Here is a 14,595-nt window from a genome sequence, read left to right on the forward strand (position 1 = left end):
TGAAACGTAATATTGCTCGTTGATAGCAAAAAAGAAGAAGCAGCTCGCTGCTTCTTCTTTTTTATAGTGCTTCTACAAATAGTGCTACTCCAATGCCACCACCGACACAAAGAGAAGCAATCCCTTTTTCTAAACCTCGTCTTTTTAATTCGTGAATTAAACTTACTGTAATACGTGCTCCTGTGCAGCCAATTGGATGTCCAAGGCCAACACCACTTCCGTTGACGTTTACTTTCTCACGGTTTAATCCAAGTTCCTTCTCAACTGCTAAATATTGTGCCGCAAAAGCTTCGTTAATTTCTAATAAATCAGCATCTTCTAATGACCAATTTACTTTCTCTAATCCTTTACGAATTGCTGGTGCTGGACCAATTCCCATAATCTTTGGATCTACTCCAGCTACAGAATAGCCAACAATTCTAGCTAATGGTTGTAAACCTTTCTCCTTAGCTTTTTCTTCACTCATTAATACTAAAACCGCACTTCCATCATTAATACCGGATGCATTCCCTGCCGTTACGGATCCACCTTTACGAAATGCTGGTTTTAGCCCCGCCAATTTTTCGGCTGTAATATCTGTACGTGGATGTTCATCTTTTGAAAATACTACTTCTTTTCTACGTTCTTTTATTGTAATAGGAACAATTTGTTCATCAAAATAACCTGATTCAATTGCCTGAATCGCTAATTGATGGCTACGCAGTGCAACTTCATCTTGTTCCTCTCTTGTAATTTCATATTGTTCAACTAAATTTTCAGCTGTTTCTCCCATCATAATATGATGGATCGGATCTTCTAAAACTTCCCACACCGTATCACGAATTTCTCCATGCTGAAGACGCTGCCCCCATCGGTGCTGTTTTAATGCATAAGGGCTTGAGCTCATCGCTTCTACTCCACCTGCAACAACAACATCACTTACACCTAACTGAATTTGCATTGCTGCTGACATAATCGCTTGCATACCTGAAGAACATTGACGCTGAATTGTATAACCTGTAACTGTTTCTGGAAATCCTGCTGCTAATGCAGCTGTTCGCGCTGTATTTGCTTCATCTGTTCTTTGAATACAGTGTCCTAAAATGACTTCATCCACTTCATGAGGATCTACTCCGCCTCTTTTGACAGCTTCTTGAAGTACAGGAACAGCTAATTCTACTGGCGTTACATTTTTTAGCGCTCCTCCAAAAGTTCCAATTGGCGAACGAACTGCAGCTGTAATGACAACATTATGCATCTTGCACTTGCCCCTCTCTTATGTACCCTAGTAAATTTTTGGATGGAATAGCATAAGATGTATATCTAAACTTATCATACTACAAACATACTAAAAAATCAAAATATTTAATATAATAAAAATAGAGGAAATTAACCCTCTATTCTGTTAATGCATATAAAAATTTTTGTAAAATTCTCTCTGTTGTTTTATTTAAACTCGGTAACTTTTCAGCAGGAAAATACTTGAGATCCAGTCCTTCTTCATCAAGCTCTATTTCTCCATTCACGTGATGCGCTTGGTATAGATGAATCACATTATAAATTTCATCCCCATTTGGGTAGCGATAATATACATCTTTCCCAGAAAGAACACCAAGAAACTGCAACGTCTTCGCTTCTAATCCTGTTTCTTCAAAAAGCTCTCGTCGAGCCGTTTCTTCCGTTGTTTCACCTAACTCCATTGCACCACCTGGTACACCCCAATCATATGTATCCGAACGGTATTGAAGCAATACTTCTTGTTTTTCATTTAAAATAATTACTGCTGATCCTACAAGAATTAACGGCCTTGTACCGACTGATTTTCGTAACTCTTCGATATACCCCATCGTATAAACTCTCCTCTCCTTATCTCTCCTTCCTTATCATAGCAAAATTTCTTCTTTTTTTGTGCCATGTAAAAAAATATTCCTACTAGCAAAAAAAGGGAGCATTCGCTCCCTTTTCATTACTTTTATTTTCGAAAACTTTCATATTTAACTGCTTCAAATGCCTTTTCAATCTCTTCATTTCGATAATGAACATATGTAAAACGCCCTAATTCTACTAATCGAGCAATTTCCTGTAATACTTTTTGCTTTTCATATGTCTCTTCAATCGTTACATGTACATAAAATTTCATAAGTGGATGTTCATATAAAGCTTCTCCAACCTCCACATGCACATTCTCTACCCCTTGAACCACTCTTACATAACTTGCAAACTGATAAACAGCCTCTCGATCTGACACAATTTTTAATGTGTACATAAATTCTCCCCCTTTTCTTTTACTATAGCAGAAAAGACTATATACAACTTTATCCAACTATGAATATTTTCTGACTTCTTTAGTTCATTTTTATATTCACATTGTTCATTAATCTATATTCTTCTTCTCAGTTAAAAACACAGCTATTAATAAACAAGTTACGCCGAATAATACTCCTGTAATTACTGCGTTTTCTATTATGCTATTACAAGCAAGCCCACTACTAAAACATAATGCTGCTAAAAAACGAAACAGGTGAGCTTTTGTTTGAATCCCTTCATTTATGTACCTTCTCTCAATCCGCATAAATTATAATATAAATATATAAAAGTTTTTTCGTCAATTCCAACTTTTTAAAATAAACCCATTTATAGGATTTATATCCATACATATCACTTTCCCGTCACATAGTATATCAATAAACTGTTTTCCATTTGAGGTGTTTCTAATGGATCCATACGTAAATATATGTATTTGCATTGCCCCAGGCTCCGATATTACAGACGACCGTATCACCAAAGACTTAGCAGTTGCTGAATCAATATGGAAGCCAATTTCATTTCAAATTAAAGATGTCATTATACTAAAGGAATCATTTAGATTTCACGATGGTGAAATTAGTTATATTGATTCTATCCAAAACCAACCAAAAGTTTCTTCTTTTTTTAACACCTGCTCATCACAAGTTCCAAATTGTGATATTTATATTTGTTACATTGGAAGTAATTATTTTAAAGAGCAGTCCGTAATTGCATGTGCCTATTCATTGGTTATTAACCAAATCCTCACAGGTTATATCATTCTTACTAATGCTGCTTCTCCTATGAAAAACATATATACACTTGCTCATGAAATAGGACATATTTTATTTACAAGGCGTATTAACGGAAAACTGACCCATGCAGATCCACATTCTCCAACTGGATCTGAACACCATCCTTCTTCAAGTAATCTCATGCACCCAATTGTTCCTCGTCCTGACAGAGTCCAAATTGAGTCGTTATTAACAAAAGAGCAGAAGCACCTTGCTTTACAAAGCCCATTATTAAACAGAAAAAACAGCAACTAAAATTGTTACTGTTTAAAGTGTTTTATTCCAATCTGATTATAAGGAATATTGTATCACAAATAGAAAAGTATTCTCCCTATATCCTCTTATCATATTTCTTTGGAAATACTTTTTATCATCGTAAATGTTACCACATTCACAATTAAATAAATCAACCAGCTATAATTCCCCTTTTATCTACTTCCATTTCACTTGCAAGCTGTTTTGCAAATTCTTTCGGTGAATCCCCAAAGACATCTCTTACGGTCTTCCCTTGCTTCTCTCCTTCTATTAAATGAAGCTCTGCATCTTCTAAAAATGCATTTACATCTTCTTTCTTAATTCCTTTTGTTAATAAATACACTTTCGTATCAATTAAAAACTTGTCACCTTCTTTAGAAATTTGCATCATTTCCCCTCCCTATCTAGCTGACTCTCTTTTATTCGCCTTCATCATAAACTCAATGAAAATAAGAATAAATAGGCTGCCATATAAGCACACAATCTGAAATAACATCGGAATTAAATCTTCTGACGTAAATGTTTTAAAAACAAACATGATAGAAAGTGGAACGACTAAATATAAAACTTTAAACCACCCTTCAAAATGCACATTTGTAATTACTGTTACTATGAAAATTACGCCAGCTATCATATAGCCTTGCAACTGAGTTAATCCAATCATCCGTGTAGGATACATCATATCGAGTATAATTACTGCCCCTAATAAAAACATTGGAATTACCATCAATAAAACTTGAATAAACCATTGTTTTATAAACCCTATCCGAAAGGCCATTTTCCGAAAAGCTATATTAGGTGCTACAAGTACAATCATTAATGCCATACCATACCCAATACATTGAACGAATGAAATCTGTAATTGCCCGTTATCATTTACAATTAAAATAGAGGCAATAATCCAAAACGAAACAATATTCATCACTGTATATCCGATTTGTTTCCAGCTCTCTCTTCGATCTTTTTCCATTACTTTAACAAGTTCATTTGCATATTCTTTCGGTGAGCTTCCAAAAATATCTTGCACGCTTTTCCCTTCATTCTCGCCTTCCATTAAATGTAGTTCAGCGTCCTCTAAAAAACTCTCAGCATCACTTTCTTTTATACCCTTTGCTGTTAAAAACACTCTCATATTCAATAAGAAACTTCTTGCTTCAGTAGATAGCATTATCTTCGTCTCCCCTTCCCTTTCAACAGACGCTCTACACTACTTTGCATCGCTTCCCAGCGATCCATAAACTCATCTAGTGCATCTTCACCTTTTTCTGTTAATGTATAATATTTTCGCTTTGGACCAGATGGAGATTCCTTCATTGTACTTGTTATTAATCCTTCCTTTTGCATCCGTATTAATAACGGATAAATACTTCCTTCACTTGCCATTGTGAAACCATACTTGGCTAGCTTTTCACTCATTTCATAGCCATATATTTCGCCTTCAGAAATGATGCCAAGGAGACACCCTTCTAAAATCCCTTTCAGCATTTGACTTTTCGACATAATCCGAATCCTCCCTCTACCTTGTTTTACAAGATAGATAAGCGTAAGTATCTTACTTTACAAAATAGTCCGATATATCTTTTCCAAATCTTTGCAGGATTTTCATTGCATTCCCTCTAAATAGAGCAATAAGACAAATCTTATATATAAGGGAGTGCTCTCATCATGCTTTCAAATCGTGTCGTCTTTTTAACAGGTGCTGCAAGTGGAATAGGTTATGAAATGGGAAATGCTTTTGCGAAAGAAGGAGCAAAAGTGGTGATTAGTGATCGCCTTGAAGATCGTGCGAAGGAAGCGGCTGAACAATTATGCAGGAAAGGATATGAAGCAATAGGACTAAGATGTGATGTTACATCTGAGCAAGAAATATCCGAAGCTATTTCTGAAACTGTTACAAAATTCGGCTCACTTGATGTATTAATAAATAATGCTGGTATGCAACACGTCTCGCCAATTGAAGAATTCCCAACCGATAAGTTTGAACTTCTTATTAAAATTATGCAAATTGCACCTTTTATCGCAATAAAACATGCTTTTCCAATTATGAAAAAGCAAAAGTATGGACGCATTATTAATGTTGCCTCTATTAATGGACTCGTCGGCTTCGCTGGAAAAGCTGCCTATAATAGTGCGAAACATGGTGTAATTGGTTTAACAAAGGTTGCCGCTTTAGAGGGAGCTACACATGGGATTACAGTAAATGCGCTCTGCCCCGGCTATGTTGATACACCGCTTGTTCGAAACCAACTCCAAGATTTAGCAACAACAAGAAATGTTCCACTAGAGCGTGTATTAGAAGATGTTATTTATCCACTCGTACCACAAAAACGATTGCTAGCTGTAGAGGAAATTGCTGACTATGCTTTATTTTTAGCAAGTGAAAAAACAAAAGGAATAACTGGTCAGGCTGTTGTCATTGATGGAGGCTATACAGCACAGTAGCTGTTCTTAATTATGAAAAAGGCTTATGCCCTAGGGCGCATAAGCCTTTTTCTTCACTTCGTTTCATGCGGAGCTTCATATCTTGTCATCTGTTGTGGTAATTTCTCTATCGCAACAATTACACCATCTAATTTACTTTCAATACGATGCAATAAATATAGCGTTACAACAATTGGAAACCCAACATTACCGATCATAGATATCCATTCCTCCATCTATTTCCCCTCCTTTCTTTTAAATAAATAAGCAAAAGAAAGGAAATCGGGCAGTAAAAAAACAAGCTACTACACATTAGCTTGTTTTTTCAAATAATGAAGCAATCTCTACAGCATAATCCCCTTGTAAAATTCCCTTTTCAGTAATAATTCCAGTAATAAGACTATAAGGAGTTACATCAAATGCAGGATTATATACACCAACGCCCTCTGGAGCAATTCGTTTCCCAAAAACCTTTGTAACTTCAGCTTCATCGCGTTCTTCAATCACAATTTCAGCTCCTGTTTTCTTCGTAATATCAAATGTAGAAAGCGGAGCCGCAACATAGAAAGGAATATGAAAATATTTTGCTAGTATAGCTAAATTTAAAGTTCCTATTTTATTTGCTGTATCACCATTTGCAACAATTCGATCTGCTCCTACAATGATAGCAGCAATATTTTTTGTTCGAATCGCTTGGGCTGCCATATTGTCTGTAATGAGCGTTACATCAATACCAGCTTGTTGCAATTCCCATGCAGTAAGACGTGCTCCTTGCAAAACAGGTCTTGTTTCACATGCATAAGCGTGTAAATTCAGCCCACGCTCTTTTCCAATATAAAATGGGGCTAGTGCTGTTCCGTAACGGGCAGTAGCTATACTTCCAGCATTACAAATCGTCAAAACACGGTCACCATCTTTAAACTTAGTTAAAGCATGCTCCCCAATACTACGGCATACATTTTCATCTTCCTGCTGAATTTTGAGCGCCTCTTCCTCTAGTATTTTTCTTGCTTCTTTAATTGTTGTTGCTTTCTTAATAGCGATACTCATACGATCAATTGCCCAAAATAAATTAACAGCTGTCGGACGTGAGGTTGCTAAATAATTACAATCTCTTTTAAAATTTTTTTCAAAGTCAGTGATATTCGTAACACTATATTTTTTTGCTGCAAGTGCTAAACCAAAAGCCGCCGTAATACCAATTGCAGGTGCTCCGCGCACTTCTAACATCACAATACTTTTCCACACATCTTCAATAGTTGTTAATGTTTTATATTCTACAACATGCGGTAATCTCGTTTGATTTAATAACGCAATAGAATCTCCCTTCCAGCTTATGGAGCGCGGAACGGCAACTATCGTACTCATGCTTTTACCTCCCCTGATACAATATATTGAAATAATGTTTGGAATAAGCGGATATCCGCACTTATCGTTTTATGTAACAATAATTCTCGCCCTAAATATAATGCATGTTTTTTAGCTTGAATTCTTCGATTCTCATCCTTAATTCCATCTAGATCTGCCACATGTGCCAATCCAATTGTTCGACGAATGATCTCGCAACCAGTAAAACCAACTGCATCACTAAAAATATTTTGCAGTACAAGTGCTAACCATTGTTTCTCTTTCGTATATGCTTCTACGCCTTCTAGTAACCATAACTTTGTAAATACTTCGACGAAACTATTCCATGTTTTTTCAATATGATAGAATAAGATATTTCGTTTCTCTTCTTCTCTTGATAACGCATTTAATAATAGATTTGCTATGAATTGACCTAGATCAAATCCTAATGGACCATATGTTGCAAATTCCGGATCAATTACCTTCGTTTCCGAAGATGATGAAAAAATACTACCTGTATGTAAATCTCCATGAATTAATGCTTCTTTTCTCGTTAAAAATTTATATTTATACTGCGCTACCTGTAACTTCAATTTCTTATCACACCAAAGTTCGTCTAATACAGGCTGCAATTCTTTCTCATAATCGTTTGTATCATAATTTCCAAACGGATCTGTAAACACAAGATCTTCTGTAATTTTGCAAAGATCAGGATTGACAAACTTTCCATCTAACACCCTTTTCTCTTCTGCTAATAGACCAAAATCTGAAGTATAAAAAAGAACGTATGCTAAAAAGCGGCCAATATGCCTAGATAAAAGCGGATAGTCTTCCCCTTCAATCAATCCTTTACGAGTAATTGTAAGAGCTGATAAATCTTCCATTACTGTCACAGCTAATTCTTCATCATGACCATATACTTTCGGAACATATTCTGGGACATATTTTGCAAAAACTTGCAATGCTTGACTTTCAATGGTGGCTCTTCTTAACGAAAGTGGCCAGCTTTCTCCAACGACTTTTGCATATGGAAGAGCTTGTTTTACAATGATACCGCGTTCCCCATCATGAAGCTGGAATACATAATTTAAATTTCCATCTCCTATTTCATAACAAGTTACCTTTGCATTTTCCTCAAAATATCCATGCTCTTTTACATACTGAACTGCTGTTTCTTCTGTTAATGAACGATATCCCATTTTCTTATCCCCCTTTTTTAATTCAGAGGTTTTTCATCATAAGAAAAACCTCTTTCCATGAAGAAAGAGGTTTGAAGTTTAGCTTCTCCCCTCTTATCTGTCAGAAAGCTATCCTTTCTGCTGGAATTAGCACCGTGCCTTTTTGGCGCATAAGCGCCCCATCTCACAATGGTATTACGGTCGGTTGCTGGGTTTCATCGGGCCAAATCCCTCCACCTGCTCTTGATAAGAGTTATAAAATTTATTTGAATTTTTAACTTTCTGCTACAGACTATAACAAGAATAAAAATCACTTGTCAACATTTTTATTTATACAATTCTGGACGTCGATCAGCAAAAACAGGAATTCCCTTACGTACTTCCTTAATTTTTTCTAAGTTTAGCTTCCCATGTAAAATCGATTCTTCTTCTCCTGCTTCTGCTACAATTTCTCCCCATGGATCAACAATAAGAGAGTGTCCAGCAAACACATTATTTGGATCCTCTCCTGCTCTATTACATGCAACCACATAACATTGATTTTCAACCGCTCTCGCTTGAAGAAGTAAACGCCAATGAGCTAAGCGAACAAGCGGCCACTCTGCTACAACGAATAATACATTTACCCCTCTTACAGTATGAACACGCATCCATTCTGGAAAACGAATATCGTAACAAATCACACCACCGCACTGCACACCATCCAATGTAAATTCTCCTGTTTCATCACCTGCTATTAAATAGTTATGTTCATTCATCAACTGGAATAAATGAACTTTACTATACTCATTTTGCAGTTTCCCCTCACGATTCACTGTATACATCGTATTCGTAACACCATGCTTTGTTTGCTTCGCAATAGAACCACCAACAATATTCACACCATATTGCTGTGCCCATTCTGAAAGAAGCTGCTTTGTTTGAATCCCCTCCCCGTCTGCAATTTCCGGCAGTCTTTCTAGGTCATAACCAGTCGTCCAAAGTTCTGGTAATACGATAACGTCCGGCTTTCCTTGCATCGCTTCTCCTATTTTTTTCTTTGCATTTTCAATATTTGTGTTCACATCACCAAAAGCAATATCCATTTGAATACATGCGACTCTCATTTTATCCGCCCCATTTTCAATTATTTTTTTCTTTACAAAAACTTGGAAAGGTTATATTATTTGTCACTAGAATTGTAACAACTTTCAAAAGAGGTGGAAAGTATGAAACATTTTCAACCTTCCGAGATTGTAACATCATTACCAACACAGTTTTTCGCTTCACTTGTTGCAAAAGTTAACAAAGTAGTTGAAGCAGGTCACGATGTTATCAATCTAGGACAAGGCAACCCAGATCAACCAACACCGCCGCATATCGTAACAGCTTTACAACGTGCAGCAGAAAAAGCAGTTCACCATAAATATCCGCCATTTCGCGGACATGAAAGCTTAAAAAAAGCCGTTGCGACGTTCTATGAACGTGAATACGGAGTCAACGTAAACCCTAAAACAGAAGTTGCTATTTTATTTGGTGGTAAAGCAGGGCTGGTTGAATTACCGCTTTGTTTTACAAACCCTGGTGATACAATTCTTGTACCTGACCCAGGATATCCTGACTATTTATCAGGTGTCGCTTTAGCAAAAGCACAATTTGAGACGATGCCATTGTTAGCAGAAAATAATTTTTTACCAGATTACAATAAAATCAATGATTCTATTGCCAAACAAGCAAAATTGATGTTTTTAAATTATCCTAACAATCCAACTGGTGCTGTCGCATCAAAAGAGTTCTTTGAAGAAACAATTACATTTGCAAATGAAAACGATATTTTAGTGGTTCACGACTTTGCCTATGGAGCAATTGGCTTTGATGGTAACAAACCAACTAGCTTCTTACAAGCAAACGGTGCCAAAGATGTTGGTATTGAAATTTATACACTATCAAAAACATTTAATATGGCTGGTTGGCGCATCGCCTTTGCTGTCGGTAACGAAAGTGTAATTGAAACGATCAATTTACTACAAGATCATATGTATGTAAGCATTTTTGGTGCTGTGCAAGAGGCGGCTCGCGAGGCACTATTAAGTTCACAATCTTGTGTAAATGAATTGGTTGAACGCTATGAAGCACGGAGAAATGTACTCATTACAGCTTGCCGTTCGATCGGCTGGGATGTTGTCGCACCAAATGGATCATTTTTTGCATGGCTTCCCGTTCCTGATGGTTATACATCGGAGCAATTTACTGACTTATTGTTAGAACAAGCACATGTAGCAGTTGCACCTGGAGTCGGATTCGGCAAACATGGTGAAGGCTACGTTCGCATCGGGTTATTACATACAGAAGAACGATTACAGGAAGCTATTCAACGAATCCAGAAATTAAAAATTTTCAAAAAGCCATTGACATCCTAAAAAAACTCTGTCAAAATTCAGATATCAAAAAAATTTTAACATTTCTAAATACTTCTTATCAAGAGCAGGTGGAGGGACGAGCCCGACGAAACCCGGCAACCGATCTACAATTGTAGGCACGGTGCTAATTCTCGCAGCATTACGCTGACAGATAAGGAGCTGGTTGTAAAAAAACCTCTCCTTAGCTGAGAGGTTTTTTTATTTAACTAGGAGGTTATGAAAATGAGCGGAATAACAGCAACATATTTAATCCATGATGATTCCCATAATTTAGCGAAAAAGGCTGAGCAAATTGCTCTCGGTTTGACAATTGGTTCATGGACTCATTTACCACACTTATTACAAGAACAATTAAAACAACATAAAGGTAGCGTCATTCATGTCGAAGAGTTGGAAGAACAAGAACATGTAAATACGTATCTTGGAAAAAAAATAACACGTGGACTCATTAAAATTCATTATCCATCACTAAATTTCAGCCCTGATTTACCAGCTATTTTAACAACAACTTTTGGAAAATTATCATTAGATGGCGAAGTTAAACTGATTGATTTAACATTTTCAGATGACTTAAAAGAACATTTCCCTGGCTCTAAATTTGGCATTGAGGGAATTCGAAATCTCTTACATATTCACGACCGTCCACTTCTAATGAGCATTTTCAAAGGAATGATCGGACGCAATATCGGATATTTAAAAACTCAACTACGTGATCAAGCAATTGGCGGTGTAGATATTGTAAAAGATGATGAAATCTTATTTGAAAATTCATTAACACCGCTCACAAAACGAATTCATGCAGGAAAAGAAGTATTACAGTCTGTATACGAAACATATGGTCATAAAACTTTATATGCAGTAAATTTAACAGGACGTACGTATGATTTAAAAGAAAATGCAAAACGAGCAATCGAATACGGTGCAGATATCCTACTCTTCAATGTATTTGCGTACGGATTAGATGTACTCCAGTCACTTGCAGAAGATGAAAATATTTCAATTCCTATTATGGCGCATCCTGCTGTTAGCGGTGCTTATGCATCATCAAAATTATACGGATTTTCTTCACCATTGTTACTTGGAAAATTGCTTCGTTATGCTGGTGCAGATTTCTCTTTATTTCCATCACCATACGGCAGTGTTGCATTAGAAAAAGAGGAAGCGCTTCTTATTACAGAGGCACTAACAAAAGAAGACCCTGCTTTAAAAAGAAGCTTCCCTGTTCCATCAGCTGGCATTCATCCTGGTTTTGTTCCATTTATCCTTCGCGATTTTGGCAAGGATGTTGTCATTAACGCAGGTGGTGGTATTCACGGTCATCCAAGCGGTGCACAAGGCGGCGGAAAAGCATTTCGAGCAGCAATTGATGCCGCTTTGCATCGAACACCATTGCATGAAGTAGATAACACTGATTTACATGCTGCACTGCAATTATGGGGAAATCCATCTCGCGAGGTGAAAATATGAGTATTCAAATCTTCTGTGACTTTGATGGAACCATTACAAATAACGATAATATCGTTTCCATTATGGAAAAATTCGCACCACCAAAAGCTGAGGAAATAAAACAAAAGATTTTATCACAAGACATTTCTATTCAAGAAGGTGTATCACAACTTTTTAAATTATTACCAACAACTTTGCGTGATAATATCATCAGATTCCTCAAAGAAACAGCTAATATACGCACTGGTTTTGAGGAATTTTTACAGTTTATAAATGAAAATAACATTTCTTTTTATGTTATTTCTGGAGGGATGGATTTCTTCGTTCATCCCCTCTTGGAAGGACTCGTTCCAGAAAACCGAATTTATTGTAACGCGACTGATTTTTCCGAAAAATATATCGAAGTAAAATGGCCACACCCTTGCGATGAACATTGTAATTATAATTGTGGCCTTTGTAAATCAACATTAATTCGAAACCTTAGTTCTAAAAATGATTTTCATATTGTAGTAGGCGACTCAATTACAGATTTACAAGCAGCCAAACAAGCTGATAAGGTATTTGCTCGAGATTTTCTTATTACAAAATGTGAAGAATACCATATTCCTTACACACCATTTGAAACATTTTATGATATTCAAACTGAATTACGGCACTTGTTGGAGGTAAAGTTATGAAACAACTTTTTCGTCAGTGGCATAACCTAAGTGAAATAAAAAAGGAATTAACGAGTCGCAACTGGTTTCCAGCAACAAGTGGAAATATTTCTATAAAAGTAAATCACGAACCACTTACCTTTCTTATTTCAGCAAGCGGTAAGGATAAAACAAAAACAACACCTGATGATTTTCTATTGGTAGATTATCAAGGAGAACCAGTCTTAGAGACCGATTTACGCCCTTCTGCCGAAACCATATTGCATACGCATATTTATAACCATACAAATGCTGGTTGTGTCCTGCATGTTCATACAACCGATAATAACGTCATCACAAATTTATATAACGAAGAAGTTATTCTTCGTAATCAAGAAATTATTAAAGCCCTTGATATTTGGGAAGAAGGTGCAACAATTCGCATCCCAATTATTGAAAATGATGCCCACATTCCTTCACTTGGGGAAAAATTCAAGAAGCATATCCGTGAAGATTCAGGCGCTGTATTAATCCGAAACCATGGGATTACCGTTTGGGGAAAAGATAGCTTTGATGCAAAGAAAAGATTAGAAGCATATGAGTTTTTATTCCAATTTCATATAAAACTATTATCAATTCAAGGAGGCGTTTCACATGGCGCAAATTTATATTCATGAAATAAATACTCGCATTGAAAATGAAGTGGAAGTAGAGCAATTTTTACAAGGAGAAGGCGTTTTATATGAGAAATGGGATATTTCAAAACTTCCTGCTCATTTAAAAGAAAACTACTCCTTAACTGATGAAAACAAAAAAGAAATTTTAACAGTATTCTCTAAGGAAATTGCTGATGTTTCAGAACGTCGAGGTTATAAAGCACATGATGTTATTTCCCTTTCAAATGCAACTCCTAACCTTGATGAGTTATTAATTAACTTTAAACGAGAGCACCATCATACTGACGATGAAGTTCGTTTTATTGTCAGCGGACATGGTATTTTTGCCATTGAAGGTAAAGATGGGCACTTCTTTGATGTTGAACTTAAACCTGGTGATCTTATCTCAGTACCTGAAAATGCAAGACATTATTTCACATTACAAGATGATCGCCAAGTTGTAGCCATTCGTATTTTTGTTACAACGGAAGGCTGGGTTCCTATTTATTAAGGTAGTTAGTTGAATAAAAGGAATTGGACCCCCTTTTCCTTCCTTTTATTCACTCTACATATATACATCCTCCTATGGAACAGGCTTATTTCAAAAATATGAAATAAGCCTGATTTTTTGTTTTTTTCGACACTACACAAACCTTCTCCTTATTTAAGAATTTATCAAGTGTATTTATCAATAAAATTTGAACATTTTTTGAACTTTTTCTGAAAATTCTGTTTAAATTGTGTTATAATACAAATAATAGAAAATGAAGTGAAAAGAAAACTGCAAAAAGAGGGGGAAGAACATGAATTTAATTATAGCACTTATACTTGGGGTTACTTGTGGAGCTATTCCTGCTATTCTTGGAGCAATTATGGAGGAATTAGAAATCGGTATGCTAGGTTTTGTCGCATCTTCTGTAAGCGCTTTACTCTTTGGTTTATTCGGCGCTATTCCTGTTGCTATTCTCTTTGCATTATATATATTACGTCACGCTCGTACAAAACAATTCCGTCACAATCATATGGCTAAAATCATCCCATTTCCAATTGAACGCTCTCGTCGTGCTTCTAGCTTATAATCCATTACTATATCCTCACCATACATCTACTTCAATATAGCCTGCCTTTTCAAAATTAACTTCCAGCTTTTCCGAAAAAATATTTTAAACATAATAAAAAAGTCCTCAAATGAGGACTTT

16 protein-coding genes, 2 pseudogenes and 2 riboswitches are annotated in these 14,595 nt (G+C 36.1%); of the genes and pseudogenes, 8 read left to right on the forward strand and 10 right to left on the reverse strand.

The window, feature by feature from the left end:
• Positions 1–61: 61 nt before the first annotated feature.
• From J4P91_RS04505 to J4P91_RS04515, 3 genes are all read right to left on the reverse strand, one after another.
• Positions 62–1,237 (reverse strand): acetyl-CoA C-acetyltransferase, encoded by a 1,176-nt coding sequence (locus tag J4P91_RS04505; protein ID WP_017151064.1) that lies wholly within the window; start codon positions 1,235–1,237, stop codon positions 62–64.
• Positions 1,238–1,376: 139 nt separating this feature from the next.
• Positions 1,377–1,826 carry an NUDIX hydrolase gene (locus J4P91_RS04510; protein WP_207993072.1) on the reverse strand — a complete coding sequence of 150 codons (450 nt, stop codon included), beginning with the start codon at positions 1,824–1,826 and terminating at the stop codon, positions 1,377–1,379.
• 125 nt (positions 1,827–1,951) lie between these two features.
• The gene (locus tag J4P91_RS04515; RefSeq protein ID WP_017151062.1) at positions 1,952–2,245 is read right to left on the reverse strand and encodes a DUF3928 family protein; all 294 of its coding nucleotides are present in this window, start codon (positions 2,243–2,245) and stop codon (positions 1,952–1,954) included.
• A gap of 448 nt (positions 2,246–2,693) precedes the next feature.
• Between J4P91_RS04515 and J4P91_RS04520 the strand changes: the two genes are divergently transcribed.
• Entirely contained in the window at positions 2,694–3,314 is a 621-nt protein-coding gene (locus tag J4P91_RS04520) for an ImmA/IrrE family metallo-endopeptidase (RefSeq protein WP_017151061.1), read from the forward strand.
• 160 nt (positions 3,315–3,474) lie between these two features.
• On the opposite strand, the pseudogene J4P91_RS04525 reads toward J4P91_RS04520, so the two are convergent.
• From J4P91_RS04525 to J4P91_RS04535, 3 genes and pseudogenes are all read right to left on the reverse strand, one after another.
• Positions 3,475–3,702: pseudogene (locus tag J4P91_RS04525) on the reverse strand (hypothetical protein); the annotation flags it as partial.
• Between the two features lie 12 nt (positions 3,703–3,714).
• Positions 3,715–4,482 (reverse strand): DUF1129 domain-containing protein, encoded by a 768-nt coding sequence (locus J4P91_RS04530; protein WP_207993073.1) that lies wholly within the window; start codon positions 4,480–4,482, stop codon positions 3,715–3,717.
• Complete coding sequence (locus J4P91_RS04535) at positions 4,482–4,814, reverse strand: PadR family transcriptional regulator (protein ID WP_207993074.1); 333 nt, start codon at positions 4,812–4,814, stop codon at positions 4,482–4,484. The genes J4P91_RS04530 and J4P91_RS04535 overlap by 1 nt, the downstream gene beginning before the upstream one ends.
• Before the next feature lie 165 nt (positions 4,815–4,979).
• Between J4P91_RS04535 and J4P91_RS04540 the strand changes: the two genes are divergently transcribed.
• Positions 4,980–5,756, forward strand: coding sequence for a 3-hydroxybutyrate dehydrogenase (locus J4P91_RS04540; protein ID WP_207993075.1), 777 nt, complete (start codon positions 4,980–4,982; stop codon positions 5,754–5,756).
• A 53-nt stretch (positions 5,757–5,809) separates the two neighbouring features.
• On the opposite strand, the gene J4P91_RS04545 is transcribed toward J4P91_RS04540, so the two are convergent.
• From J4P91_RS04545 to J4P91_RS04560, 4 genes and pseudogenes are all read right to left on the reverse strand, one after another.
• Positions 5,810–5,971: a YvrJ family protein gene (locus tag J4P91_RS04545; RefSeq protein WP_017151057.1), complete on the reverse strand. Its 162-nt coding sequence runs from the start codon at positions 5,969–5,971 to the stop codon at positions 5,810–5,812.
• A 76-nt stretch (positions 5,972–6,047) separates the two neighbouring features.
• Positions 6,048–7,103, reverse strand: a complete 1,056-nt coding sequence (gene mtnA / locus J4P91_RS04550) for an S-methyl-5-thioribose-1-phosphate isomerase (RefSeq protein WP_207993076.1) — start codon at positions 7,101–7,103, stop codon at positions 6,048–6,050.
• Positions 7,100–8,281 carry an S-methyl-5-thioribose kinase gene (gene mtnK, locus J4P91_RS04555; protein WP_207993077.1) on the reverse strand — a complete coding sequence of 394 codons (1,182 nt, stop codon included), beginning with the start codon at positions 8,279–8,281 and terminating at the stop codon, positions 7,100–7,102. The genes mtnA and mtnK overlap by 4 nt, the downstream gene beginning before the upstream one ends.
• A 90-nt stretch (positions 8,282–8,371) precedes the next feature.
• A riboswitch (SAM riboswitch) is annotated at positions 8,372–8,513 on the reverse strand.
• Positions 8,514–8,586: 73 nt separating this feature from the next.
• Positions 8,587–9,454 (reverse strand): annotated as a pseudogene (locus tag J4P91_RS04560) (carbon-nitrogen family hydrolase).
• Positions 9,455–9,468: 14 nt separating this feature from the next.
• On the opposite strand from J4P91_RS04560, the gene J4P91_RS04565 reads away from it, so the two are divergent.
• The 6 genes from J4P91_RS04565 to J4P91_RS04590 all read left to right on the forward strand — a co-directional run bounded on the left by J4P91_RS04565 (position 9,469) and on the right by J4P91_RS04590 (position 14,475).
• On the forward strand, positions 9,469–10,659 hold the full coding sequence (locus tag J4P91_RS04565; protein WP_207993078.1) for a pyridoxal phosphate-dependent aminotransferase: 1,191 nt from the start codon (positions 9,469–9,471) through the stop codon (positions 10,657–10,659).
• A gap of 52 nt (positions 10,660–10,711) precedes the next feature.
• A riboswitch (SAM riboswitch) is annotated at positions 10,712–10,817 on the forward strand.
• A gap of 64 nt (positions 10,818–10,881) precedes the next feature.
• Positions 10,882–12,126, forward strand: coding sequence for a 2,3-diketo-5-methylthiopentyl-1-phosphate enolase (gene mtnW, locus J4P91_RS04570; protein WP_207993079.1), 1,245 nt, complete (start codon positions 10,882–10,884; stop codon positions 12,124–12,126).
• Positions 12,123–12,782 (forward strand): 2-hydroxy-3-keto-5-methylthiopentenyl-1-phosphate phosphatase, encoded by a 660-nt coding sequence (locus tag J4P91_RS04575; RefSeq protein WP_017151051.1) that lies wholly within the window; start codon positions 12,123–12,125, stop codon positions 12,780–12,782. The genes mtnW and J4P91_RS04575 overlap by 4 nt, the downstream gene beginning before the upstream one ends.
• Positions 12,779–13,417, forward strand: coding sequence for a methylthioribulose 1-phosphate dehydratase (locus tag J4P91_RS04580; RefSeq protein ID WP_017151050.1), 639 nt, complete (start codon positions 12,779–12,781; stop codon positions 13,415–13,417). Before J4P91_RS04575 ends, J4P91_RS04580 begins: the two co-directional genes overlap by 4 nt.
• A complete protein-coding gene (locus J4P91_RS04585; RefSeq protein WP_017151049.1) occupies positions 13,395–13,907 on the forward strand; it encodes a cupin domain-containing protein in 513 nt (170 codons plus the stop codon). The genes J4P91_RS04580 and J4P91_RS04585 overlap by 23 nt, the downstream gene beginning before the upstream one ends.
• Before the next feature lie 292 nt (positions 13,908–14,199).
• Positions 14,200–14,475, forward strand: coding sequence for a hypothetical protein (locus J4P91_RS04590; RefSeq protein ID WP_017151048.1), 276 nt, complete (start codon positions 14,200–14,202; stop codon positions 14,473–14,475).
• The last annotated feature ends 120 nt before the right edge of the window (positions 14,476–14,595 follow it).

This window comes from Bacillus sp. XF8 (genome assembly GCF_017498755.1).
Lineage (GTDB): Bacteria > Bacillota > Bacilli > Bacillales > Bacillaceae_G > Bacillus_A > Bacillus_A bingmayongensis.